This is a genomic window from Streptomyces sp. CB02980 (genome assembly GCF_014451325.2).
GTDB lineage: Bacteria > Actinomycetota > Actinomycetes > Streptomycetales > Streptomycetaceae > Streptomyces.
Map to the genome: position 1 here is coordinate 506,466 of NZ_JACSCH020000003.1, position 23,810 is coordinate 530,275.

18 protein-coding genes and 1 riboswitch are annotated in these 23,810 nt (G+C 71.6%); of the genes, 7 read left to right on the forward strand and 11 right to left on the reverse strand.

What is annotated here, in order from left to right:
- Positions 1 to 31 precede the first annotated feature (31 nt).
- A riboswitch (TPP riboswitch) is annotated at positions 32 to 178 on the forward strand.
- Positions 172 to 1,965 (forward strand): phosphomethylpyrimidine synthase ThiC, encoded by a 1,794-nt coding sequence (gene thiC / locus E0F75_RS09260; RefSeq protein WP_187621995.1) that lies wholly within the window; start codon positions 172 to 174, stop codon positions 1,963 to 1,965. It overlaps the preceding riboswitch by 7 nt.
- A gap of 60 nt (positions 1,966 to 2,025) precedes the next feature.
- Here the strand turns inward: thiC and E0F75_RS09265 are convergent, their stop codons facing one another.
- From E0F75_RS09265 to E0F75_RS09275, 3 genes are all read right to left on the reverse strand, one after another.
- On the reverse strand, positions 2,026 to 2,685 hold the full coding sequence (locus E0F75_RS09265) for a hypothetical protein (protein ID WP_187621996.1): 660 nt from the start codon (positions 2,683 to 2,685) through the stop codon (positions 2,026 to 2,028).
- Between the two features lie 160 nt (positions 2,686 to 2,845).
- Positions 2,846 to 4,285 (reverse strand): metallophosphoesterase, encoded by a 1,440-nt coding sequence (locus E0F75_RS09270; protein ID WP_187621997.1) that lies wholly within the window; start codon positions 4,283 to 4,285, stop codon positions 2,846 to 2,848.
- Between the two features lie 273 nt (positions 4,286 to 4,558).
- Positions 4,559 to 5,665: a LacI family DNA-binding transcriptional regulator gene (locus tag E0F75_RS09275; RefSeq protein WP_041130217.1), complete on the reverse strand. Its 1,107-nt coding sequence runs from the start codon at positions 5,663 to 5,665 to the stop codon at positions 4,559 to 4,561.
- A gap of 658 nt (positions 5,666 to 6,323) precedes the next feature.
- Here E0F75_RS09275 and hisC point away from each other — a divergent pair.
- Positions 6,324 to 7,427 carry a histidinol-phosphate transaminase gene (hisC, locus tag E0F75_RS09280; RefSeq protein ID WP_187621998.1) on the forward strand — a complete coding sequence of 368 codons (1,104 nt, stop codon included), beginning with the start codon at positions 6,324 to 6,326 and terminating at the stop codon, positions 7,425 to 7,427.
- Between the two features lie 132 nt (positions 7,428 to 7,559).
- Here hisC and E0F75_RS09285 read toward each other — a convergent pair whose 3' ends face one another.
- Positions 7,560 to 7,940 carry a cyclophilin-like fold protein gene (locus E0F75_RS09285; protein ID WP_187621999.1) on the reverse strand — a complete coding sequence of 127 codons (381 nt, stop codon included), beginning with the start codon at positions 7,938 to 7,940 and terminating at the stop codon, positions 7,560 to 7,562.
- A 204-nt stretch (positions 7,941 to 8,144) separates the two neighbouring features.
- Here E0F75_RS09285 and E0F75_RS09290 point away from each other — a divergent pair, with 204 nt between their 5' ends.
- The 4 genes from E0F75_RS09290 to E0F75_RS09305 are packed head-to-tail and all read left to right on the forward strand — an operon-like array spanning position 8,145 to position 16,038.
- Positions 8,145 to 9,653, forward strand: a complete 1,509-nt coding sequence (locus E0F75_RS09290) for a cytochrome ubiquinol oxidase subunit I (RefSeq protein ID WP_187622000.1) — start codon at positions 8,145 to 8,147, stop codon at positions 9,651 to 9,653.
- Between the two features lie 18 nt (positions 9,654 to 9,671).
- Positions 9,672 to 10,673 (forward strand): cytochrome d ubiquinol oxidase subunit II, encoded by a 1,002-nt coding sequence (gene cydB, locus E0F75_RS09295; RefSeq protein ID WP_187622001.1) that lies wholly within the window; start codon positions 9,672 to 9,674, stop codon positions 10,671 to 10,673.
- 28 nt (positions 10,674 to 10,701) lie between these two features.
- Positions 10,702 to 14,277, forward strand: a complete 3,576-nt coding sequence (gene cydD / locus E0F75_RS09300; protein WP_187622002.1) for a thiol reductant ABC exporter subunit CydD — start codon at positions 10,702 to 10,704, stop codon at positions 14,275 to 14,277.
- A 48-nt stretch (positions 14,278 to 14,325) separates the two neighbouring features.
- Positions 14,326 to 16,038, forward strand: a complete 1,713-nt coding sequence (locus tag E0F75_RS09305; protein ID WP_187622003.1) for a GAF domain-containing sensor histidine kinase — start codon at positions 14,326 to 14,328, stop codon at positions 16,036 to 16,038.
- A gap of 105 nt (positions 16,039 to 16,143) precedes the next feature.
- Here the strand turns inward: E0F75_RS09305 and E0F75_RS09310 are convergent, their stop codons facing one another.
- Complete coding sequence (locus E0F75_RS09310; protein ID WP_187622004.1) at positions 16,144 to 17,025, reverse strand: HAD hydrolase family protein; 882 nt, start codon at positions 17,023 to 17,025, stop codon at positions 16,144 to 16,146.
- A gap of 260 nt (positions 17,026 to 17,285) precedes the next feature.
- On the opposite strand from E0F75_RS09310, the gene E0F75_RS09315 reads away from it, so the two are divergent.
- A complete protein-coding gene (locus E0F75_RS09315; RefSeq protein ID WP_229312598.1) occupies positions 17,286 to 17,822 on the forward strand; it encodes a DUF6083 domain-containing protein in 537 nt (178 codons plus the stop codon).
- A gap of 51 nt (positions 17,823 to 17,873) precedes the next feature.
- Here the strand turns inward: E0F75_RS09315 and E0F75_RS09320 are convergent, their stop codons facing one another.
- The 6 genes from E0F75_RS09320 to E0F75_RS09345 form a co-directional block, all read right to left on the reverse strand.
- The gene (locus E0F75_RS09320; RefSeq protein WP_187622005.1) at positions 17,874 to 18,767 is read right to left on the reverse strand and encodes an LLM class flavin-dependent oxidoreductase; all 894 of its coding nucleotides are present in this window, start codon (positions 18,765 to 18,767) and stop codon (positions 17,874 to 17,876) included.
- Positions 18,768 to 18,792: 25 nt separating this feature from the next.
- Complete coding sequence (locus E0F75_RS09325; protein WP_187622006.1) at positions 18,793 to 19,245, reverse strand: hypothetical protein; 453 nt, start codon at positions 19,243 to 19,245, stop codon at positions 18,793 to 18,795.
- A gap of 141 nt (positions 19,246 to 19,386) precedes the next feature.
- A complete protein-coding gene (locus E0F75_RS09330; RefSeq protein ID WP_187622007.1) occupies positions 19,387 to 19,959 on the reverse strand; it encodes an RNA 2'-phosphotransferase in 573 nt (190 codons plus the stop codon).
- A gap of 122 nt (positions 19,960 to 20,081) precedes the next feature.
- Positions 20,082 to 21,029: a MerR family transcriptional regulator gene (locus tag E0F75_RS09335; protein ID WP_187622008.1), complete on the reverse strand. Its 948-nt coding sequence runs from the start codon at positions 21,027 to 21,029 to the stop codon at positions 20,082 to 20,084.
- A gap of 131 nt (positions 21,030 to 21,160) precedes the next feature.
- Positions 21,161 to 22,954, reverse strand: coding sequence for an SDR family oxidoreductase (locus E0F75_RS09340; RefSeq protein WP_187622009.1), 1,794 nt, complete (start codon positions 22,952 to 22,954; stop codon positions 21,161 to 21,163).
- Positions 22,954 to 23,787, reverse strand: coding sequence for a M24 family metallopeptidase (locus E0F75_RS09345; RefSeq protein ID WP_187622010.1), 834 nt, complete (start codon positions 23,785 to 23,787; stop codon positions 22,954 to 22,956). Before E0F75_RS09345 ends, E0F75_RS09340 begins: the two co-directional genes overlap by 1 nt.
- Positions 23,788 to 23,810 lie beyond the last annotated feature (23 nt).

Here is a 23,810-nt window from a genome sequence, read left to right on the forward strand (position 1 = left end):
CACGCCAGGGATGACGCTAGCGTGGTGGCACCTTTGCACACGCGGGAGCTCGGAGCACCGGGCTGAGAGGGCGCTGATCACCGTACGCGCGTACTGATGTACGTACGGGAGGAGGCTGCGCCGACCGCCGAACCTGTTACCGGGTAATGCCGGCGTAGGGAGATCGGTCTCATGACCATTCAGGATGCACGCACGCCTGCCTCCGAGCAGGACGACACCTCTGCCGACGGCGCCCGCACGCCGGGCTGGCACAAGGGGTACGTCCAGGGCTCGCGCCCCGACCTCAGGGTGCCGGTCCGTCAGGTGCACCTCACCAACGGCAAGGACGTCACGCTGTACGACACGTCCGGCCCGTACACCGACCCCACCGTCGACACCGACGTACGGCGGGGCCTTCCGCCGCTGCGCGAGAACTGGATCATCACGCGCGGCGACACCGAGGAGTACGCGGGCCGCCCGGCCCGCCCCGAGGACGACGGCATCAAGCACACCTCGCCGCGCGGCGGGGGCCTGAAGAACCTCGACGCGGTCTTCCCCGGCCGGCCGCGTGTGCCGCGCCGCGGCCGCGACGGCCAGGCCGTGACCCAGCTCGCATACGCCCGCCGGGGGGAGATCACCCCGGAGATGGAGTACGTGGCGATCCGGGAGAACGTCTCCCCCGAGGTCGTACGGGAGGAGATCGCGGCGGGCCGCGCGGTGCTCCCGGCGAACGTCAACCACCCCGAGATCGAGCCGATGATCATCGGCAAGCGGTTCCTGGTGAAGGTCAACGCCAACATCGGCAACTCCGCCGTCACCTCCTCCATCGAGGAGGAGGTGGAGAAGATGACCTGGGCGACCAAGTGGGGCGCCGACACGGTCATGGACCTGTCCACCGGCCGCAACATCCACACCACCCGCGAGTGGGTCCTGCGCAACTCCCCCGTGCCCATCGGCACCGTGCCGCTCTACCAGGCGCTGGAGAAGGTCGACGGCCGCGCCGAGGACCTGACCTGGGAGATCTACAAGGACACGGTCATCGAGCAGGCCGAGCAGGGCGTGGACTACATGACGGTGCACGCCGGCGTACTCCTGCCGTACGTGCCCCTCACCGCGCGCCGCAAGACCGGCATCGTCTCGCGCGGCGGCTCGATCATGGCCGCCTGGTGTCTCGCGCACCACAAGGAGAACTTCCTCTACACGCACTTCGAGGAGCTCTGCGAGATCCTCGCGACGTACGACGTCACGTACTCGCTCGGCGACGGGCTGCGCCCGGGCTCGATCGCGGACGCCAACGACGCGGCCCAGTTCGCGGAGCTGCGCACGCTCGGTGAGCTGAACACGATCGCCAAGCGGCACAACGTGCAGACGATGATCGAGGGCCCCGGGCACGTCCCGATGCACAAGATCAAGGAGAACATCGACCTCCAGCAGGAGATCTGCGAGGAGGCGCCGTTCTACACGCTCGGCCCGCTGACCACGGACGTCGCGCCCGCGTACGACCACATCACCTCCGGCATCGGCGCTGCGATGATCGCCTGGTGGGGCACGGCGATGCTCTGCTACGTCACGCCCAAGGAGCACCTGGGCCTGCCCAACCGCGACGACGTGAAGACCGGTGTCATCACGTACAAGATCGCGGCCCACGCGGCGGACCTCGCCAAGGGGCACCCGGGCGCGCAGGAATGGGACGACGCGCTCTCGGACGCGCGGTTCGAGTTCCGCTGGGAGGACCAGTTCAACCTGGCGCTCGACCCGGACACCGCGCGCGAGTTCCACGACGAGACGCTGCCGGCGGAGCCCGCGAAGACCGCGCACTTCTGCTCGATGTGCGGTCCGAAGTTCTGCTCGATGAAGATCTCGCAGGACATCCGGCGCGAGCACGGCGGCGACCTGAAGGCGGACGAGATCGAGGCCGGCATGGCCGCGAAGTCGGCCGAGTTCGCGGCGACCGGCAACCGCGTGTACCTGCCGCTGGCGGACTGACCCCCCGCCCGGAGACCGTGCCGGCCCGCGACCCCGGGGGAGTCGCGGGCCGGTGGTGTGTCAGGTGCCGGGTGGGCCGGTGGGTGGGGTGGTGGCGGCGAGGACGTCGCGGAGGAAGGGCAGGATGCCCCGCTCCAGGAGGGCGCGACGCCAGGCCTCGCGGGCGCGGGACAGTTCGTCGTCCGGTGCGGCCGCGGGCGGACCGCCCCTGCTCACCTCGGCCGGGCTGTTGCGCAGGGCCGTCACGAGGAGCCCGGCGGCCGCGCCGAGCAGTCCGGCTGCCGCCACCGCACCGAAGACCAGGCCGGCCGTGAGCAGTGTCGCCCCGAACGCCACGGTGGGGGCGACGGCGTGCAGGACCGCGCCGACCAGCAGGAAGATGACGGCGGCCGCGCCCGCGAGGACGGGCACCATGACGGTGAGGATCGCGACGACGCCGGGGCCCGGGCCCGGGCGGTCCGGGGACGCCGGTGTCCTGGTCCCGAGGGCCGCGCGGTGCTGCTCGCGGACCTTCACGAAGTGGTCGTACTCGCTCGCCGCGGCGCTGGTGACCAGAGTTGTCGCGTTCAGGGTCAGGGAGCGCAGCTGGGCGAGCGTGAGCCGGGTTCCCGCTCCGGCGAGATCCGGACGTGCGTGGGCGGTGCTCAGTGCGTCGTCGAGGACCCGCTCGTACTCGGCGCGGTCCTCGGTCAGCAGGTGCGGAGCCACGTTCATGTGCATCCCCCGATGCTCCGTAGGCCCGGATCAGCCGTGGGAAACGGTCGGTTGGGCAGAAACGGAGGAGAGCCTGCTACGGATGGACCCGATGGTATTGCCGTGGTGCCACGCGCTGACAGGGTGTTTCCGGAATTCGACTTCCCCGGATGCGGAGGGTTATGCGTCAGCCGTTCAGGGGGAGTTGCACGACCAGTAGCTTTCCGGCCATGGTCACTCCGCCGTCCATGGCGATCGCCAGACCGTCCGCGTACACGTGCGGTCCGTCGACGAGCGGGCCCGAATTGCCCTCGCCGTCCTCCGTGCCGACCTGGCCGAGGAGGTACGGGATGGGGCTGTGGCCGTGCACGATCCGGGAGCCGCCGTAGGTGGAGAGCAGCTCCTGGACGGCCTGCGGGCCGCCCTCGTCGCGGAACGCGAAGCGCTTGGTGAACTTGCGGAAGACGTCCCAGACCTCGTCGGCGTCGTTCCGGTTGAGGATCTCGTGGACCGTGTCGTTGACGTCCTCGATGGTCTGGCCGTAGTCGAGGTACGCGGTGGTGTCGGAGTGCAGCAGGAGGTGGTCGTCCTCCCGCACCACGGCGTCGAGCCGGGACATCCACTGCAGATGGACGTCCTGGAGCCGGTCCATGTCGTGCTTCTGACCGCCGTTGAGCAGCCAGGCGGCCTGGAAGGTGGCGGTGCCCGCGCCGGAGTTCACCGGGGTGTCGCCGAAGCGCTTGGCGCCGATGAGCAGCAGCTCGTGGTTGCCCATGAGGGCCTTGCAGTAGCCGCCGGCGGCGGCGGCCTCGGCGGAGAGGCGCATGACGAGGTCGATGACGCCGATGCCGTCGGGGCCGCGGTCGGTGAAGTCGCCGAGGAACCAGAGGCGGGCGTTGCCGGCGGCCCAGCTGCCGTTCGCGTCGATGAGTCCCTGGGCGCGGAGGGCCTCGACGAGTTCGTCGAGATAGCCGTGGACGTCGCCGACGACGTAGAGCGGGCCCGGGCCTTCGCCGTTCGCGGGGGCGGGCTCGGCGGTGGGGGTGGGCTCGGTGGCGACCGGGACCTGGACGGTGTCACCGCGGTTGATGACCGGGAGGTCGCGCTCGGTCGGGGTGTAGCCCTCGGGCATCCCGCCCTCGGGGAAGGCGTTCCCGGGGTGGCCGGTGGCGACGGAGACGATGGAGGAGCCGGCCGGGGCGGGGAGCGGAGCCGGGGCGGGGGCGTACGCGGGAGCGGTACGACGTCCCAGATGCAGGGTCGGCTCGGCGGGCGCGGGCGCGGGCGGACCGGCCATGGGCGCGGGCACAGGCGGACCGGCCATGGGCGCGGGCGCGACGGGCGCGTGCGTCGGGACGGCGGGGGCGGCCGGGGGTACGGCGGGGGTGGCCGGGGGCACGGAGGCCGCTGGTACGGCCGCGCGTACGGGTGCCGCGGGTGCCGCGGGTGCGGCCACGGGGGTGTGCTCCGGGGGAGCGGGTTCGGCCGGTGGCGGCACCCGCAGAGGTTCCGTGGTCGTCGGATCGGTGGCGTGGCCCTGTACGGGCACGCGGGCGTACGGCGGTACGCGGAAGTCACGCAATGTCGCCGTGCGCACCACGGGCTCCTGCCCGGCCCCCTGAGTCATGGACCCCTCCACCACCGTCGCGATGCCCTGCACATCGCGGACCGGCCTGGTCGGGGTGGTCCGCGATGTCGTGCGCCCATCATAGGAATGAGGTTCCTCCTGTGTGACGCACCAGGGGTGGTGAATCCGGGTCCACTCCGGGTTCACCGGTTGTTTCGCCCGAATTGAGAAGGTCGAGTCCAGGGTTGAGGCCGGTTCGATGGCCGGTTTCGCCGTCCCGGCCCACGGGCAGGGGCGGGGACGGCGGATTCGGTGGCGCCGGTTGGCGGGGTGTCAGTCCTTCGCGGGTGAGCGCGGCGGGCTGACGGTGGTGCGCGGTGAACGGCGCTGCGAGGAGGTGCGGACGATGAGTTCGGTCGGTATCACCTGCTCGACCGGGCCGTCGGTGTCGATCCCTTCGATGGCGTCGATGAGGAGCTGGACGACGGCCGTGCCGATCCGGCGCGGCTTGAGCGAGAGCGTCGTGATGGGCGGTTCGGTGGTGGCGTAGACGGTCGACTCGCTGCAGCAGACCAGCAGCAGGTCGTCCGGGACGCGCAGCCCGTAGCGGCGCGCGGCCGCGAGGAGGTCGGTTCCGTTGGGGTCGAAGAGGCCGTACACGGCGTCGGGCCGGTCCGGTCGGGCGAGCAGCCGGTCGGCCGCGACGGCGCCCGCGCACGGGTCGTGCGCCGGATAGGCCTCGTAGACGGGGTCCTGGCCCACCCGCTCGCACCAGTTGAGGTACGCGGTGGTGGACAGGCGGGTGTAGGTGTCGGTGGTGGTTCCGGTGAGGAGACCGATGCGGCGGGCGCCGGCGTCGGCGAGGTGGTCGAGCAGATCGAGGACGGCGGCTTCGTGGTCGTTGTCGACCCAGGCCGTGACCGGAAGGGTGCCGGCGGGGCGTCCGTCGGAGACGACGGGCAGGCCCTGCCGGACCAGTTCGGTGACGACCGGGTCGTGGTCGGAGGGGTCGATGACGACGGTCCCGTCGAGTGCGACGTTCGACCAGACGTCATGGCGGGAGGTGGCGGGGAGGATGACCAGGGCGTAGCCCCGCGCGAGCGCCGCCGATGTGGCTGCTCTGGCCATCTCCGCGAAGTACGCGAATTCGGTGAAGGTGAAAGGTTCATCCCCGTACGTGGTCACGGTCAGGCCGATGAGTCCCGACTTCCCGGTGCGGAGCGTGCGGGCCGCCGCGGACGGGCGGTAGCCCAGCCTGTCGGCGACCTCGCGCACGTGACGGCGGGTGGCGTCGGGGAGTCGGCCCTTGCCGTTGAGCGCGTCGGAGACAGTCGTGATGGAGACCCCGGCGGCGGCGGCCACGTCCCGGATGCCTGCCCGGCCCTGCCGGCTTCCCCGGGTCTGTGCCCGGCTCACCTGGTGCTTCCCTGCTGCTGTCATGGCGAGCCGATAGTAGGGCGATGAGGGGCGGTTGGGCCGGTCGCATATGCAGGCGTTGACAGGCACGTTTCTGCATGGCCGAAAGGTACCAATGGGCAATGAATCCAAGGTAGTTAGGGCCTTCGCCATGGGACCAGTGGTTGTCGAACGGCGTCGGCCTGGCGTGGGGGCGAGGTCTCGAAGAGGTCTCAACTCACCTCTACGGGGGATGCGCGCCACGGCGCCCGCCACCGGCGCGCGCCACCCGGACGCGCGCTCCCCCCGGTTCGGGGCCGCGGCGGGGGCGGCTCGCGGGCGGCTCCCGGTGCTGCTCCGGGGGGCCCGTTGAGGGTGGCGTGGCGGGTGGCGTGCCGGGGCCGGCCGCCGGGTCGCCCGGGTGGCGCGCCGGAGATCGCGCCGGGGTCGCTCGGGCGCCGTACCGGGGGGCGAGCCGGGGTCGCTCGGACGTCGCGCCCGGGGCGGCTTGGGCGCCTACCGCGGGGCGCGCCCGGGTCGCCGGGACGTCGCGCCGGGGGTCGCTTCCGGGTCGCGCGGGGGCCGTTCCCGGTGGTCGTGTCCACAGCGTGTCCCTCCTGTTGTCCACAGCCCATTCGCAGCGGAGGGGAATCCTCTTAAGGTGAGGAGTATTGGCGGTACGGACGGTCGAGGAGGCCACAGAGTGAGCGAGACCAGCGGGACCAGCGGGACGAGCACGGGCCCGAAGCTGCGCGCCGAGCTGGACGGCGTCCCCACCTACAAGCCGGGCAGGCCGGCGGCCTCGGGTGGGCCCGTGGCCTTCAAGCTGTCCTCCAACGAGAACCCGTATCCGCCGCTGCCGGGGGTTATGGAGACCACGCTGGCCGCCGCCGCGAACTTCAATCGCTACCCGGACATGGCCTGCACGGGTCTGACCGAGGAGCTGGCGGACCGTTTCGGCGTGCCCGTCTCGCACCTGGCCACCGGCACCGGCTCGGTCGGCGTCGCCCAGTCGCTCCTCCAGGCCACCTCCGGCCCCGGCGACGAGGTCATCTACGCCTGGCGCTCCTTCGAGGCGTACCCGATCATCACGCAGATCAGCGGAGCCACCTCGGTGCAGGTGCCGCTGACCGAGGGCGAGGTGCACGACCTCGACGCGATGGCCGCGGCGATCACCGACAGGACCCGGCTGATCTTCGTCTGCAACCCCAACAACCCCACGGGCACCGCGGTGCGCCGGGCCGAGCTGGAGCGCTTCCTCGACCGGGTGCCCTCCGACGTCCTGGTCGTGATCGACGAGGCGTACCGCGAGTTCGTCCGCGACACCGACATCCCGGACGGCATCGAGCTCTACCGCGACCGGCCGAACGTCGCCGTGCTGCGGACCTTCTCCAAGGCGTACGGCTTGGCGGGGCTCCGGGTCGGCTTCGCGGTCGCCCACGAGCCGGTGGCGGCGGCGCTGCGCAAGACGGCCGTGCCGTTCGGCGTGAGCCAGCTGGCGCAGGACGCGGCGGTGGCCTCGCTGCGGGCCGAGGACGAACTGCTCGGGCGGGTCGGCTCCTTGGTGGCCGAGCGCGAGCGGGTTCACGCGGGTCTCGTGGGGCAGGGCTGGACCGTGGCGGACACCCAGGCGAACTTCGTCTGGCTGCGGCTCGGCGAGCGGACCCTGGACTTCGCGGCGGAGTGCGAGCGGCACGGGGTGATGGTGCGGCCGTTCGCCGGCGAGGGCGTGCGCGTCACGATCGGCGAGACCGAGGCGAACGACCTGTTCCTGAAGGCGGCGGAGGGCTTCCGCAAGGAGGGCTGAGCGCGCGCTGACACCGACCGGCCGGTGACGTTGAACCGGCCGGTGACGCCGACCTGCCACTGAAGCCGGCAGGCACTGACGCCGATTGCGCCGACGCCGACCGCACCGACGCCGACCGGCCATGGACGTCGGTCAGCCGCTGACGAGCTCCACCCGGATCGGGTCGCCGTCCCGGACGGTGGCCAGGATCCGGGGGTCGCCGTCGAGCGCGCCCAGGACGTTGCAGGGGCTCGCGAGCCGGCACTCCTCGCCCCGCGAGACCGGGGTGGGGCCGTAGGGGAGGGCGAGCGCGTCGCCCTCCGTCCAGAAGGCCACCGTGCCGGCGTCGACGACCTGCCGCGCCCCGTCCTCGACGGAGGCGGCGACCGGAGTGTCGAAGTAGACCTCCTCGCCCCAGGTCCGGGCGGTGGAGGAGATCGGGAGAGCCCCCACGAGCGCCGCGCTCGTGGGGGTTTCCTCAAGGGTGGCCGTGGTGTGTCCGGCCGGCCAGACGATGCGTATCCGAAGGGTCATGCCCCGGATTCAACAATATGTTGAAGGTCCTGGGAAGAGGTGACCTTCGGTGGGGGGACCCCGACTGAAGGTACGGATTTCGTATGAGCAATAATGCTTGTGAATGTGAACGCGTTCACAAGCGTGTCCTGGTTCATCCCGTAATTAGTGGGATTAGCCGGGCAAACTGCCGATGTGACCACGGCGATGTAAGGAGAAAACGACGTGGACCTCGCTCTGGCGCCAGAGACCCTGGCGCGCTGGCAGTTCGGCATCACCACCGTCTACCACTTCCTCTTCGTCCCCCTGACGATCTCCCTCGCCGCCCTCACCGCAGGTCTCCAGACCGCATGGGTCCGGTCGGAGAACGAGAAGTACCTCAGGGCGACGAAGTTCTGGGGCAAGCTCTTCCTGATCAACATCGCCATGGGTGTCGTCACCGGCATCGTGCAGGAGTTCCAGTTCGGCATGAACTGGTCCGACTACTCGCGCTTCGTCGGTGACATCTTCGGTGCGCCGCTCGCCTTCGAGGCGCTCATCGCCTTCTTCTTCGAGTCGACCTTCATCGGTCTGTGGATCTTCGGCTGGGACAAGCTCCCCAAGCGGATCCACCTCGCCTGCATCTGGATGGTGTCGATCGGCACGATCCTCTCCGCGTACTTCATCCTCGCGGCGAACTCCTGGATGCAGCACCCGGTGGGCTACCGGATCAACGAGGAGCGCGGCCGGGCCGAGCTCACCGACTTCTGGCACGTGCTCACCCAGAACACCGCCCTCACTCAGTTCTTCCACACCATGACGGCGGCCTTCCTGGTCGGTGGCGCGTTCATGGTCGGCATCTCCGCCTTCCACCTGGCCCGCAAGAAGCACATCCCGGTGATGCGGACCTCGCTGCGGCTCGGCCTGATCACCCTGATCATCGCCGGCCTCGGCACCGCCATCAGCGGTGACCTGCTCGGCAAGGTCATGTTCAAGCAGCAGCCCATGAAGATGGCCGCCGCCGAGGCGCTCTGGGACGGTGAAGCGCCCGCGCCGTTCTCGATCTTCGCGTACGGCGATGTCGACAAGGGTCACAACAAGGTGGCCATAGAGATCCCGGGCCTGCTGTCGTTCCTGGCGAACGACGACTTCACCTCGTACGTCCCGGGCATCAACGACATCAACAAGGCCGAGCAGGAGAAGTTCGGCCCCGGCGACTACCGGCCCAACATCCCCGTCGCGTACTGGGGCTTCCGCTGGATGATCGGCTTCGGTATGGCCTCGCTGGCCATCGGCATGCTCGGTCTCTGGCTGACCCGCAAGAAGTTCATGCTGGCACCGGGGCTGCGGACCGGTGAGGACGAAGTGCCGAACCTGGTCCTGTTCAAGCGGAAGGCGCTCAGCCCCCGCCTGGGCACGTGGTACTGGATCGTCGCCCTCTGGACCATGGCGTTCCCGCTGATCGCCAACTCCTGGGGCTGGATCTTCACCGAGATGGGCCGTCAGCCCTGGGTCGTCTACGGCGTGCTGCGCACCCGGGACGCGGTCTCCCCCGGTACCACCACGGGTGAGGTGCTCACTTCGATGATCGTCTTCACCGCGCTCTACGCCGTGCTCGCCGTGATCGAGGTCAAGCTCCTCGTGAAGTACATCAAGGCCGGCCCCCCGGAGCTCACCGAGGACGACCTCAACCCGCCCACCAAGATCGGCGGGGACTCTCGTGACCCCGACCGCCCCATGGCCTTCTCGTACTGAGGCTCAGGAGATCGAGGCATGGAACTCCACGACGTCTGGTTCGTACTCATCGCCGTCCTCTGGATCGGCTACTTCTTCCTCGAGGGCTTCGACTTCGGGGTCGGGATCCTCACCAAGCTGCTCGCCCGCGACCGGCCCGAGAAGCGGGTCCTCATCAACACCATCGGGCCCGTCTGGGACGGCAACGAGGTGTGGCTGCTCACCGCCGGCGGTGCGACCTTCGCCGCGTTCCCCGAGTGGTACGCGACGCTGTTCTCCGGCTTCTACCTGCCCCTGCTGATCATCCTGGTCTGCCTGATCATCCGGGGCGTCGCCTTCGAGTACCGGGCGAAGCGGCCCGAGGAGGACTGGCAGCGCAACTGGGAGCAGGCCATCTTCTGGACGTCGCTGATCCCCGCGTTCCTCTGGGGTGTGGCCTTCGGCAACATCGTCCGGGGCGTGAAGATCGACGAGAACATGGAGTTCGTCGGGAGCTTCTGGGATCTGCTCAACCCGTACGCGCTCCTCGGCGGCCTGGTCACGCTGACGCTCTTCACCTTCCACGGCACGGTCTTCGTCTCGCTCAAGACGGTCGGCGACATCCGGATCCGGGCACGGGCGCTCGCGCTCAAGCTGGGCCTGGTCACGGCGGTGGCCGCGGTCGGCTTCCTGATCTGGACCCAGATCGACACCGGGGACAGCTGGAGCCTCGCGGCGATGCTGATCGCCGTGGTGGCTCTGGTCGGGGCGATCGCCGCGATCAAGGTGGGGCGCGAGGGCTGGTCGTTCGCGCTCTCGGGCGTCACCATCACCGCAGCCGTGGCGATGCTCTTCCTCGCGCTCTTCCCGGACGTCATGCCGTCTTCGCTCAACCCGGAGTGGAGCCTTACCGTGACGAACGCGTCGTCGAGCCCCTACACGCTCAAGATCATGACCTGGTGCGCGGCGATCGCGACCCCGCTGGTGCTGCTCTACCAGAGCTGGACCTACTGGGTGTTCCGCAAGCGGATCGGTACGCAGCACATCGCCGGGTCCCACTAGCCGGCCCTTTCCAGGGAGCATGTTTCACGTGAAACCGATCGATCCGCGCCTGCTCCGGTACGCCAGGGCCACCCGTGTCTTCCTGATCGCGGTGGTCATGCTCGGCCTCGTCGGGGCCGCGCTGGTCATCGCCCAGGCGATGCTCATCGCCGAGATCGTGGTGGGGTCCTTCCAGAAGGGCCAGTCGGTTTCCGCCCTGACCACCCCCCTGTTGCTGCTCGCGGGCATCGCGGCGGCACGGGGGCTGGTCTCCTGGCTGACCGAGCTCGCCGCCCACCGGGCGAGCGCGGCGGTCAAGTCCGAACTCCGCGGCCGGCTTCTCGACCGTGCGGCCGCGCTCGGGCCGGGCTGGCTCAGCGGCCAGAAGGCCGGCTCGCTGATCGCCCTCGCCACGCGCGGTGTGGACGCCCTCGACGACTACTTCGCCCGCTATCTGCCCCAGCTCGGGCTCGCGGTCGTCGTGCCCGTGGCCGTACTGGCCCGGATCGTCACCGAGGACTGGGTCTCGGCGGCGATCATCGTCGTCACCCTGCCGCTCATCCCGGTCTTCATGATCCTCATCGGCTGGTACACCCAGGCCCGGATGGATCGGCAGTGGAAGCTGCTCTCCCGGCTCTCCGGGCACTTCCTGGACGTGGTGGCCGGGCTTCCCACCCTCAAGATCTTCGGCCGGGCGAAGGCCCAGGCCGAGTCGATCCGCGCGATCACCTCGGAGTACCGCCGGGCGACCATGCGTACGCTGCGGATCGCCTTCCTCTCCTCCTTCGCCCTGGAACTCCTGGCGACCCTGTCGGTCGCTCTCGTCGCCGTGACCATCGGCATGCGCCTCGTGCACGGCGAGCTCGACCTGTACACCGGTCTCGTCATCCTGATCCTGGCGCCCGAGGCCTATCTGCCGCTGCGGCAGGTCGGCGCGCAGTTCCACGCGGCGGCGGAGGGGCTCGCGGCGGCGGAGGAGATCTTCGACGTCCTGGAGGAGCCGGTACGGGACGGGGGCGGAGGCGCGGCCCCGGAGTCCGTACGGCTGGATCTTGAGGGCGTGACGGTACGTCACGCCGGGCGTGCCGAGCCCTCGCTGGACGCGCTGTCCCTGACGGTCGAGCCCGGGGAGACGGTGGCCCTGGTCGGGCCGAGCGGGGCCGGGAAGTCGACGCTGCTCGATGTCGTCCTCGGGTTCGCCGTGCCGGAGGAGGGCGGTTCCGTACGGGTCGGGGGCGAGCCGCTCGCCTCGCTGGACCTGGAGGCCTGGCGGTCGCGGATCGCCTGGGTGCCGCAGCGGCCGTACCTCTTCGCGGGGACGATCGCCGAGAACGTACGGCTCGCCCGCCCGGACGCCTCGGACGAGGCCGTACGGGAGGCCCTGCGGGACGCAGGGGCGGACGGGTTCGTCTCGGACCTGCCGCAGGGGCTCGACTCCGCGCTCGGTGAGGACGGGGCCGGACTCTCGGCGGGCCAGCGGCAGCGGCTCGCGCTGGCGCGGGGATTCCTCGCCGACCGGCCGGTGCTGCTGCTCGACGAGCCGACGGCGGCGCTGGACGGGGAGACGGAGGCGGGGGTAGTCGACGCGGTGCGGCGGCTGGCGGCGGGGCGGACGGTGCTGTTGGTGGCGCATCGGCCGGCGTTGCTCGCGGTGGCGGATCGGGTGGTGCGGGTCGGCGCGGCACCGTCGGGCGAGGGTGCCGGTGCCGGTGGTGCGGAAGGCGCGGGCGCCGGTGGTGCGGGTGCGGAGCCGGAGGGCAGCGCCGCTGTGGGGCCGCGCCCAGCGGTTCCGTCCGAGGCGGAACACACGCCCACCTCGGGTCCGGCGGCCGTTCTCACACGGGTTCGGAGCATGGCCGGCGAGCTCAAGGGGCGGATGGGGCTCGCTCTGCTGCTGGGGAGTCTGGCGCTCGGGTCCGCCGTGGGGCTCATGGCCGTGTCCGGATGGCTCATCTCGCGTGCCTCCGAACAGCCGCCCGTGCTCTATCTGATGGTGGCCGTCACCGCCACGCGCGCGTTCGGCATCGGGCGGGCCGTCTTCCGGTACGCCGAGCGGCTCGTCTCGCACGACGCCGTCCTCCGGATGCTCGCCGAGCTTCGGGTCTCCGTCTACCGCCGCCTGGAGCGGATCGCGCCCGCCGGGCTGCGCCGCACCCGCCGCGGGGACCTGCTCTCCCGGCTCGTCCAGGACGTCGACGCGCTCCAGGACTACTGGCTCCGCTGGCTGCTCCCGGCGGGCGCCGCGCTCGTCGTGGGCGTCGCGTCCGCCGGGTTCACCGCCTGGCTGCTGCCCGAGGCCGGTGCCGTCCTCGCCGTGGGCCTGCTCGTCGCGGGTGTCCTCGTGCCGGCGGTCAGCGGTGCGCTCGCCCGCCGTGCCGAACGGCGGCTCGCCCCCGCGCGCGGCGCCCTGGCGACCGCCGTGGCGGATCTGCTGCGCGGCTGCGCCGAGCTGACCGTGGCCGGCGCCCTGCGCGACCGGCTCGAACGGACGCGGGCCGCCGACCGGACCCTCACCGGTATCGCCTCCCGGCAGGCCGCGGCCGCCGCGCTCGGCGCCGGACTCTCCGCCCTGGTCTGCGGCCTGACGGTCGCGGCTGCCGCGGTCGTCGGCGTCCGGGCCGTGGCGGACGGGCGGCTCGACGGCGTGGCCCTCGCCGTGGTCGTCCTCACGCCGCTCGCCGCCTTCGAGGCCGTCACCGGGCTGCCGCTCGCCGTCCAGTACCGGCAGCGCGTCAAGCACAGTGCCGAGCGGGTCTTCGAGGTGCTCGACGCCCCCGTCCCCGTACACGAGCCCGGCCGGCCCGCGACTCCCCCGGCGAGCCCGTTCCCGCTGGAGCTGTCCGGGCTCTCCGCCCGGCACGCCGGGCAGGACCGGGAGGCGCTGGCCGACTTCCGGCTCACCCTGGAGGCCGGACGCCGGGTCGCCGTCGTCGGTGCCTCGGGCTCCGGCAAGACCACGCTCGCCCAGGTGCTGCTGCGGTTCCTGGACGTGGAGTCCGGCACGTACCGGCTCGGCGGGGTGTCCGCCCAGGAGCTCGACGGCGACGCGGTGCGGCGGCTCGTCGGCCTCTGCGCCCAGGACGCCCACCTCTTCGACAGCTCCGTCCGCGAGAACCTGCGGCTCGCCCGAACCGGGGCGAGCGACGAGGAACTCCGCGAGGCGCTGCGCCGGGCCCGGCTGCTCGACTGGGTGGACGGACTCCCGGAGGGGCTCGACACGCTCGTGGGCGAGCACGGCTCCCGGCTGTCCGGCGGTCAGCGGCAGCGCCTGGCGCTCGCCCGCGCGCTGCTCGCCGACTTCCCCGTCCTCGTCCTCGACGAGCCGGCCGAGCACCTGGACCTGGCCACCGCCGACGCGCTCACCGACGATCTGCTCCGGGCCACCGAAGGCCGTACGACCGTCCTGATCACCCACCGGCTGCACGGACTCGACACGGTCGACGAGGTGCTCGTCCTGGACGAGGGCAGGACCGTGCAGCGCGGCCCGTACGCGGAGCTCGCCGAGGCGGACGGACCGCTGCGCCGGATGCTGGAACAGGAGCGGGAGACCGATCTGCTGGCCGTCGGCGCGGGCGCGGTGACGACCACCGGGAGCGACCGGGAGCCCCTGGGGCCACGACTGTAGGCACCGGCTGACTTTTCTCGCCAAATAGGACTTACTAGGCTCAAGCCCATGACCGCCGCAGCGTCCGACGCCTCGGACCCCCTGGAAGCCGCCACCCAGGCCACCCGCAGCCTCCAGGGGCTGTCCACGGAGCTCACCGCCCGCGTGCCACAGCTCCTGGAAGCCATGCGCTCGGTGGGCACCGGGCTCGAACTCCACTCCACCCTCGACCGCATCTGCGAGACCGCCGCCGAACTCGCCGACGCCCGCTATGCCGCCATCGGCGTCGTCGACGAGGAGGGCAAGGGGCTGTCCGACTTCGTCACCTTCGGCGTCGACGAGGAGGTGGCCCACCGGATCGGGCACCGTCCCGACGGCCACGCGGGACTGCTCGGCGCGCTCATCCGCGACCCCCAGACGATCCGCCTCGCCGACCTCTCCGCCGATCCGCGCTCTGCGGGCTTCCCTCCCGGACACCCGCCGATGCGGACCTTCCTCGGTGTTCCCATTCGGGTCCAGGGCGAGATCTTCGGCAATCTGTACCTCGCGGAGAAGAACGGCGGCGGCGAGTTCAACGACTACGACGTCCACATGGTCCGGGTGCTCGCCACCGAGGCGGGCATCGCCATCGGCAACGCCCGCCTGTACGAGGCCGCCCGCCAGCGCGAGCGGTGGATCGACGGCTCCGTCGCCGTCACCACCGCGTTGCTCTCCGGCGGGGACGCGGACGACGCCCTCACGGTCGTCGCGGAGCAGGCCCGCCGCCTCGCCGACGCCGACGCGGGGATCGTGATGCTGCCCGCCGAGGACGGCGGCCTGGAGATCGTCGCCGTCTCCTCGCCCCGGCCCACGAAGTCGCTGGGCGTGGTGATCCCGCCCGAGAGCGCCGTGGTGCGGCGGCTCCTGGAGGGCGAGGCGGTCTTCGCGGCGGACGCCTCGTCGGACCCCCGCATGATCAGCCGGCTGACCTCCCCGTACGGCCCCAGCATGATGCTGCCGCTGCAGAGCGGCGGGCGGGTGCTCGGCGCGCTTGCCACCCCCCGGGTGCGGGGCGGGCGCCAGTTCACCGAGACGGAGCGGACGCTCGCCACCCAGTTCGCCTCGCAGGCGGCGCTGGCCCTGATGATGGCCGACGCGCAGCGGGACCGGGAACGCCTCGCCGTCTACGAGGACCGCGACCGGATCGCCCGGGACCTGCACGATCTCGTCATCCAGCGGCTCTTCGCCACCGGCATGATGCTGGAGAGCGCCCAGCGCCGGTCGATCGTGCCGGCCGTCCGCGAGGGCGTCGGCAAGGCCGTGGACGAGCTGGACGTGACCATCCAGGAGATCCGTACGGCGATCTTCGCGCTCCAGCAGGGCCCCGCCGAGGCCCCGTCGGGGCTGCGCACGCGCGTCCTGCGGGAGATCAACATGGCGGCCGTGCCGCTGGGCTTCAAGCCCGCGCACCGCTTTCTCGGCGCGATCGACGCGACGGTCGGCGACCTCACCGGCAAGAACCTCATCGCCGCCCTGCGCGAGGCGCTGTCCAACGCCTTCCGGCACGCGGAGGCGAGCCGGATCGAGGTGGTGGTCGACGCCGGCGTCACCCTGCCCGACGGCTCCGCCGGGGTACGGCTCGAAGTCGCCGACGACGGCATCGGCATCCCCGCGGGCGGGCGCCGCAGCGGCCTGCGCAACCTGGCGCGCCGCGCCGAGTCGCTGGGCGGCGCGAGCTGGTGCGGGCCGGGCATCGGGGAGGACGGCGGCGGGACGACGGTGGTGTGGGAGGCGCCGCTGTAGACCCGAGGTCTCAGGCTTGTGGCCTGAGACCTGAAGCCTGAGGCGTGTGGCTGAAGCCTTAGACCGGTGGCTTTGGCCGGTGGCTTGAAGCCTGTGGCCTGAGGCTCAGCCCTGCGGTGCCGTGGTTCCGGCCGCGCGCAGTGCCTCGGCCACCAGCTGTTCGACGACCACGGCCACCCCGTCCTCGTTGTTGCCGACGGTGCGCCCAGAGGCGGCGGCGATCACATCGGGGTGGGACTCGCCCATCGCGTACGAACGGCCCGCCCAGCTCAGCATCTCGATGTCGTTGGGCATGTCGCCGAAGGCCGCGACCTCGTCGGCCGTGATCCCCCGCTCGGCGCAGCACCGGGCCAGGGTGGACGCCTTGGAGACACCGAGGCCGCTGATCTCGATCAGGGCGGAGGGTCCCGAGCGGGTGAACGACGCCCGGTCTCCGGCGGCCTCCCTGGCCACCGCGAGGAAGACGTCGGGGTCGAGGTCCGGGTGCTTGGCGAGCAGCTTCAGGACGGGGGCCGCGGCGCCGGGCGCCTCCTCGAAGAGGAGCTTCTCGGCGGTGGCGACGGTCGCGCCGGGGTCGAGGTGGAACGGCGGGTAGTGCGGCTCGTAGTGGATGCCGGTGGTCAGCTCGACCGCGAAGGAGGTTCCGGGCGCGGCGGCGCGCAGGGCCACGACGACGTCCATGGCGGCCGGCCGCTCCAGTGGGCGCACCTCGATGAAGGTGCCTCCGGCGTGGAGGTCGACGACGGCGGCGCCGTTGGCGCAGATCGCGAGGCCGTGGCCGTGGACGTGGTCGCTGACGACATCCATCCAGCGGGCCGGGCGGCCGGTGACGAAGAAGACCTCGATCCCGGCCTGCTCGGCGGCGGCGAGGGCGGCGACCGTGCGCTCGGACAGGGACTTGTCGTCGCGCAGGAGCGTGCCGTCGAGGTCGGTGGCGATCAGTTGGACCGTCGGGGCAGGCGTGCGCGGGGAACGGGGAGTGGTCACCGCACCATTCTTCCGCACCGAGCGCACGGGCGTGCGGGGAGCCGCACATATGAGTGGCCGGTTTTCGGGCGGGCCCTTCCCCGGCGGCCGGGTGCTTACGCCCCGACGTGGCCGTAAACGTCCGTTCGTTTTCGGGCTGACGGGGAAGATCCCTGAGAGCTGATGACGTCTCAAGGGGGCGGGGCATGGGCTCGGGCCGGAGAAACGACGAGTGTGACTCCTGCGGTGCGCCGTACGGGACGTGGGTCCCGAGTCTCGGCATGCTCCTCTGCCCGCAGTGCGAGGGAGCCGGTGCGGCGCATCCCACCCGGGACCCGGTGCTGGTGGGGGACGTCCTGGCGGGCCTGGTCGACGCTGCTTCGTTCACGGACGCCGCGGCGTCCGCGGTGCGCGGCGGTGTCGTGCGGGACGTCCGCTTCGGGGAGGCGATACGGGACGTGCCCCGCGCGGCCGTCGGCGTACCGGAGCCCCGTTCCGGGGGATCCGCATCCTCCGTACCGAGGGTGGCGGGGCCGGCCACCTCCGCCTGCCGGCGGTGCGGGGGCCGCGGCACCTGGTACCGGACGGTGCGGGGCCGCTGGATCATGATCGAGCCCGGGGAGCTGGCCACCACCGCCGTCCCGGCAGGCAGCCGGTGGCGGGTCGCGGGGGACGGAACCGCGGTGAACCTGGGTTCCGCCGTGCCGTCCGACACGTGCCGGGTCAGCCACTTCGACGTCTGCGCGGCGAGTCCGGAACCGGTCGGCTCCCTCGTCCTGCTGGCCCTGTGGCGGGGCCACGCCCGGCGGATCGCCTGATCCACCGGGCGAACACCCGCCTCGGCTGCCCGAGCGGCCGGCGTCGTGCCGTCAGCCCAGCTGTGCGAGCGCCTCCGTGGCGATCCGCTCGAAAACCTGCTGGTCGGCGGCGAAGTCCGAGTCCGGGATCGGCCAGTGGATCACGATCTCGGTGAAGCCCAGCTCGCGGTGGCGCCCCGCGAAGTCGACGAACGCGTCCACGGACTCCAGCGGGCGCCCGCGGTCCGGGGTGAAGCCCGTCAGCAGGACCTTGTCGAGCTCGGCCACCTCGCGACCGGTGTCGGCGCACGCCTTGCCGAGCTTCTCGATCTGGCCGCGCAGCGCCGCCACCGACTGCTCCGGGGTGCCTTCCTCGAAGATCTTCGGGTCACCCGTCGTCACCCACGCCTGCCCGTACCGGGCCGCCAGCTTCAGTCCGCGCGGACCGGTCGCCGCGACCGCGAACGGCAGGCGGGGGCGCTGGACGCAACCGGGGATGTTCCGGGCCTCGTCCGCCGAGTAGAAGGTCCCCCGCCGGGTCACCGTGTCCTCGGTGAGGAGCCGGTCGAGCAGCGGCACGAACTCGGCGAAACGGTCGGCGCGCTCCTTCGGCGTCCACGGCTCCTGCCCCAGCGCGGTGGCGTCGAAGCCGTTGCCGCCCGCGCCGATGCCGAGGGTGATCCGTCCGCCGGAGATGTCGTCGAGCGCCATCAGCTCCTTGGCGAGCGTCACCGGGTGGCGGAAGTTCGGCGAGGTCACGAGCGTGCCGAGCCGGATCCGCTCGGTGGCCGTGGCCGCCGCCGTGAGCGTGGGCAGGGCCCCGAACCACGGGCCGTCCCGGAAGGTCCGCCAGGACAGGTGGTCGTAGGTGTAAGCGGCGTGGAAACCGAGGTCTTCGGCCCGCTGCCAGGTCTTCTGCCCCTCGCTCCATCGGTGGATGGGGAGGATCACCGTACTCAAGCGCATGACTGCCACGATACGCGCGGGAGGTTCAGCGGACGTTGCGGTTCATCCAGGGGGTGAGCGAGGAGCCGGGGACGAGCTCCTTGTACGTCTCGTCGCCGGGCAGCGGGACGACCAGCCACCAGCCGGGTGGGAAGAAACGTCCCTTCACGTGGGCGGTGCCGCCGTGGACCGCGCGGACGAAGGCGGGGACGGAATCGCGGGGGACGTCCGCGAACTCGATGCCGTCGACGATGATCCGGGCGTCGTCCTCGGGGAAGACCTGGACGGTGACGGAGGGCGAGCCGCCCAGTTCGACGTAGGCCTCGTGCGGCAGCGAGCCGTCGTCGTCGAGGACGGCGAACGCGCCGGAGGACGTACGCCGGGACGTCTGGTCCGCGCCGATGTCGTCGGTCACCGTCATCTCCAGGTTGAACTCCTGGGCGAGTTCGCGGATCGCGACGACGGCTGCTTCGGTGCTGGGCAGGTGCGGGTGAGCCATGGGAACGATCATGCCTCAGTCGTGCCGTGGCCGGGCAGCCTCGGCAGCAGATCCGTCTCGGCAGCGGATCCGTCTCGGCTGCGGATCCGGCGCGGCAACAGATCGGGTCTCCGGCAGACCGGTCTCCGCCACAGACCGGTCTCAGCCGGGAAAGCGGAGGAACTCCGGCGGGACGGCGTCCGCGAGCCAGACCCCGTTGGCGCTGACGCGGAAGACGTGTCCGGCCCGGTGCATGGCGCCGGCGTCGACGGCGATCACGACCGGCCGGCCGCGGCGTGCGCCGACCCGGGTCGCGGTCTCCCGGTCGGGAGAGAGATGGACGTGGTGGCGGGCCATGGGACGCAGCCCCTCCGCCCGGATCGCGGGAAGCACCGCGGCGACCGTACCGTGGTAGAGGTACGCGGGCGGTTCCGCGGGCGGCAGGTCGAGGTCCACCTCGACGGTGTGGCCCTGGCTGGCGCGGATGCGGGTGCCCTCGACGGCGAAGCGCTTCTTGTCGTTGGTCGCGACGACGTGGTCGAGTTCCGCGCGGGTGATCGGGAAGTCGTTCCGGGCGAGTGCCGCGAGCAGCGCGTCGATCTCCGTCCAGCCCTGGGGATCGAGGACGAGGCCGATGCGCTCGGGCTGGTGGCGCAGATGCTTGGAGAGGTACTTCGAGATCCTCACCGTACGGCGTTCGTCCGGCGGTTGTGGTCGGGGCTGTTGTCGGGTCATTCCGTCAGGATGGCGGAGCCCGGATCGCCGGGCCATTGATTTTGGTACACAGGTTTGATCCACAGCCAAAGTGAGTTATCCACAGGCCAGTTGGCGATTCTGTGGACAACACGCTTTGGATTTCAAGTGGATTGGGTGAATTCACCACCAATGAGGTGACTTGAGGCGAGAGTGTCCAATGTCCGTTTGTGGACCTCTCGTTCGGCGGCGGCCGCGACGAAGGCCGCGACCCCTTCCGGGCCCACCAGACCCTGAACGGCCCGCACCGTCCCGGCCGGTAGCGCCACCGGCCGCGGCTCGTCGTCCTTCGCCGGAGGCGCGTGCGGCGACAGATGGAGCTGCAGGTGCCGGGTGGCCAACAGGCGCATCGCCCGTGCCAGTTCGGCGTCCACCGTCTGCTGGGCCAGCGGCCGAAGGCGCCGGACCATCGTCGCCGCCTCGTTCGCGTCCGCGTCCGTGGGCGGCCGGTGCTCCAGATAGCGCGCGAAGACGTGCTCGGTCGTGAACTCCAGGAAACGGGACGCTATGTGCTCCACCTGGTCCCGAAGTTCCCTCAGGTGTCCTGTGATTGCCGCGAGCGGTACCCCCGCCGCGTACAACTCGGCGGCCACGGCGAGCTCCTGGGGGCTCGGTACGAGGTACTCCTCCGTCTCCCGGTCCGGGAGTCGCTCCAGTACGCCGAGTTCGACGGCCTCCAGAATGGCCGCCTCGTCCGGCGTGCCGCCGAAGCGGGCATCGAGCTCCGCACGGGAGATCCGGTCCGCCTCCTCGTCCGTCCACGGGCCGTGCACCTCCGCGACCAGACCGAGGACCCCGCCGAGTCCCCGCCCGGTGTCCCAGGCCTCCAGGAGCTCCTTGATCGAGGCCAGGGTGTAGCCCCGGTCGAGGAGGTCGGCGATCTGCCGGAGTCGTGCGAGGTGCGCGTCCCCGTACACGTTCGACCTGCCCCGCCGCTCCGGGCGGGGCAGCAGCCCTCGGTCCTGGTAGGCGCGGATCGTCCGGACCGTGGCCCCGCTGTGATGGGCGAGATCCTCGATCCGGTACTCCGGCTGTGCTGACTGCTCGGACAAACCCGCTCCCACCGACCGCTCTCTCCACCCCGCCGCCGCGGGGCCCTCCTGCAGGGGACCGATCGTACGACCGCCGCTCCGGCCCGACCTAGGGGGTGTCTTGCCGATCAGGCCGGGGCCGCGGGACAGGCCTAGGCCGGCGGCTGCCACCGCGCGAAGGCCCGCAGCGTCCCCGGGCTGAGCCGGGACAGGAAGTGCGCGCCCCGTGCCTCGGGTGTCACCGGGACGACCGCACGGTTGTGCAGGACCGCCCCCAGGATCGCGTCCGCGACCTTCTCCGGGGGGAAGTTCCGCAGGCCGTACAGCCGGGAGGCCTTCCGCTGGCGCCGCTTCTCCTCCGCCTCGTCGGTGACTCCCGCGAACCGCGCGGTCGCCGTGATGTTGGTGTTGACGATGCCGGGGCATATCGCGGACACCCCGATGCCCTGGTCGGCCAGCTCGGCGCGCAGGCACTCGCTGAGCATCAGCACCGCAGCCTTCGACGTGCTGTACGCGGGCAGGGCGCGGGAGGGCTGGAACGCCGCGGCGGACGCGGTGTTGACGATGTGGCCGCCCTGGCCGCGCGCCGTCATCTGTGCGCCGAAGACCCGGGATCCGTGGATCACGCCCCACAGATTGACGTCGAGGACCCGCCTCCACTCCTCGCTGGTCGTGTCGAAGAAGGAGCCGGTGAGCCCGATCCCCGCGTTGTTGACGAGGACGTCGACGGTTCCGTACTCACTCGCCACCTTGGCGGCGAGCTTCTCCATCGCCTGTTCGTCGGCGACGTCGACGGTCTCGCCCCAGGCCTCCGGGGCGCCGATCAGCCGGGCCATCTCGGCCGTGCGGACCGCGCCCTCGGTGTCCCGGTCGACGGCGACGACCCGGGCGCCGGCCTCCGCGAACGCGAAGGCGGTGGCCCGTCCGATGCCGCTGGCCGCCCCGGTCACCAGGACCAGCTGGCCGCCGAACCGCTCCGCGTAGGCCGGCTTCACCCCGCTCTTCGCCACCGTCGCCGCGACCGGCTCGGGTGCCCTGGTCGCCGGCTCCTCGTGCGTCCGGACGAATGCGCCGATCCAGGCGGACAGCTGGTCGGGCCGGGTGCGCGGCACCCAGTGCTTCGCCGGCAGCGTGCGCCGGGTCAGGTCCGGCACCCAGTCGCCGAGGTCGTCGTAGAGCCGCTCGGAGAGGAAGGCGTCGCCGGTCGGCGTGATCAGCTGCACGGGCGCGTGCGCGTACGCGTCGGGGCGCGGCCTGCCGAGGCGGGCCCGGACGTTGTCCCGGTAGAGCCAGGCTCCGTGCGCCGCGTCGCTCGGCAGCGAGGGCGTCGGGTAGTCACCGGCGGGGACCTTCTCGATGCGCTCCAGGATCTTCGGCCAGCGCTTGCCGAGCGGGCCGCGCCAGGCGAGCTCCGGCAGCACGGGCGTGTGCAGCATGTACACGTACCAGGACTTGGCTCCCTGGCCGAGGAGTTGGCCGACCCGGCGCGGGGTGGGCCGGGTCATCCGCCGCTTGATCCAGTGCCCGAAGTGGTCGAGGGAGGGCCCCGACATGGAGGTGAAGGAGGCGATCCTGCCCTCGGTGCGGGGGACGGTCACGAACTCCCAGGACTGCACCGAGCCCCAGTCGTGGCCGACGAGGTGGACCGGCCGGTCGGGGCTGACGGCGTCGGCGACCGCGAGGAAGTCGTCCGTCAGCTTCTCCAGGGTGAAGCCGCCGCGCAGCGGTGCCGGCGCGGTCGAGCGGCCGTGGCCGCGGATGTCGTAGAGGACGACGTGGAAGTCCTCGGCGAGCCGGGTGGCGACCTCCGTCCACACCTCCTTGGAGTCCGGGTAGCCGTGCACGAGCAGCACGGTGGGCCGGCCCTCCTCGCCGAGTTCGGCGACACACAGCTCGATCCCGCCCGTACGGACCCAGCGCTCCCGCGCTCCGTTGAGCCCCGCCATCAGACCGCCCCCTCGTTCCAGCGCCGCACGTGCGGCAGATCGTCGTCCAGCCAGAACGCGCTCTGCTCGGGGTCCCGGGAGTCGGTGACGACCAGGATCTCCTCGAACTTCGCGCCCGTCCCCCGGAATCCGAGATGCGGCTCGACCGCCCACAGGCCGGGCTGCGGCGGGTGGTCGGAGAACGTGTACGGCGACCAGAGCGGCGACCAACCGTCCCGGTGCCCGTGCAGGGCGTCGCTCGCGAGGCCCTTGAGCGCCTGGGTGCCGAAGCCGAAGACGGTCGGCGACCAGCGGCGCTCCTTCACCCGGTCGATCTTGTGGGCGATGACGCCGAAGGGATAGGCCCGGTGCCGGTTCGCGTACCCCTGGCGGACCATGAGCCGGTCCACGTCCTGGTAGATCTCGCGGAGCGTGCGGCGCTCGCGCACCTCGCGCAGGATCAGCTCGCGGTGGTCCTGGAGATCGGCCAGCAGCTTGTCGTGCAGGGGGTCGAGCCCCAGGCAGCCGCTGTAGCCGATGTCGGCCGTGTACCCCTTGAACACCGGGGCCATGTCGAGGATGAACGGCATCCCCGCCTCGAGGCGCCGGTTCGTCGGGAAGAACTGCAGCGGGATCTTGAAGTCGACGAAGGCGGTGCGGTCCCCGAACCAGGCGAACGGCCGGTGGAACCAGTCCCGCACCCCCCGCTCGTACAGCCACTCGCGCTGCATCCGCGCGGCCTCGCGCTCGGTCACCCCCGGCTTGAGCTGAGCCGCGACGGCCTCCGCGCACTCGTAGGAGAGCCGCTGTACTTCCCTGAACCCCCGCAGCTCCGCGGAGAGTTCGCCTGTCATCGCTGAGGCCATGCCACCCGCCG

What these genes read in the sequence shown, in the direction of transcription:
- thiC (WP_187621995.1), top strand. Translation starts at nt 172, where the DNA reads ATGACCATTCAGGATGCACGCACGCCTGCCTCCGAGCAGGACGACACC.
- E0F75_RS09265 (WP_187621996.1), bottom strand. Translation starts at nt 2,685, where the DNA reads ATGCACATGAACGTGGCTCCGCACCTGCTGACCGAGGACCGCGCCGAG.
- E0F75_RS09270 (WP_187621997.1), bottom strand. Translation starts at nt 4,285, where the DNA reads ATGACTCAGGGGGCCGGGCAGGAGCCCGTGGTGCGCACGGCGACATTG.
- E0F75_RS09275 (WP_041130217.1), bottom strand. Translation starts at nt 5,665, where the DNA reads ATGACAGCAGCAGGGAAGCACCAGGTGAGCCGGGCACAGACCCGGGGA.
- E0F75_RS09285 (WP_187621999.1), bottom strand. Translation starts at nt 7,940, where the DNA reads ATGACCCTTCGGATACGCATCGTCTGGCCGGCCGGACACACCACGGCC.
- cydB (WP_187622001.1), top strand. Translation starts at nt 9,672, where the DNA reads ATGGAACTCCACGACGTCTGGTTCGTACTCATCGCCGTCCTCTGGATC.
- E0F75_RS09305 (WP_187622003.1), top strand. Translation starts at nt 14,326, where the DNA reads ATGACCGCCGCAGCGTCCGACGCCTCGGACCCCCTGGAAGCCGCCACC.
- E0F75_RS09315 (WP_229312598.1), top strand. Translation starts at nt 17,286, where the DNA reads ATGCTCCTCTGCCCGCAGTGCGAGGGAGCCGGTGCGGCGCATCCCACC.
- E0F75_RS09320 (WP_187622005.1), bottom strand. Translation starts at nt 18,767, where the DNA reads ATGCGCTTGAGTACGGTGATCCTCCCCATCCACCGATGGAGCGAGGGG.
- E0F75_RS09325 (WP_187622006.1), bottom strand. Translation starts at nt 19,245, where the DNA reads ATGGCTCACCCGCACCTGCCCAGCACCGAAGCAGCCGTCGTCGCGATC.
- E0F75_RS09330 (WP_187622007.1), bottom strand. Translation starts at nt 19,959, where the DNA reads ATGACCCGACAACAGCCCCGACCACAACCGCCGGACGAACGCCGTACG.
- E0F75_RS09340 (WP_187622009.1), bottom strand. Translation starts at nt 22,954, where the DNA reads ATGGCGGGGCTCAACGGAGCGCGGGAGCGCTGGGTCCGTACGGGCGGG.
- E0F75_RS09345 (WP_187622010.1), bottom strand. Translation starts at nt 23,787, where the DNA reads ATGACAGGCGAACTCTCCGCGGAGCTGCGGGGGTTCAGGGAAGTACAG.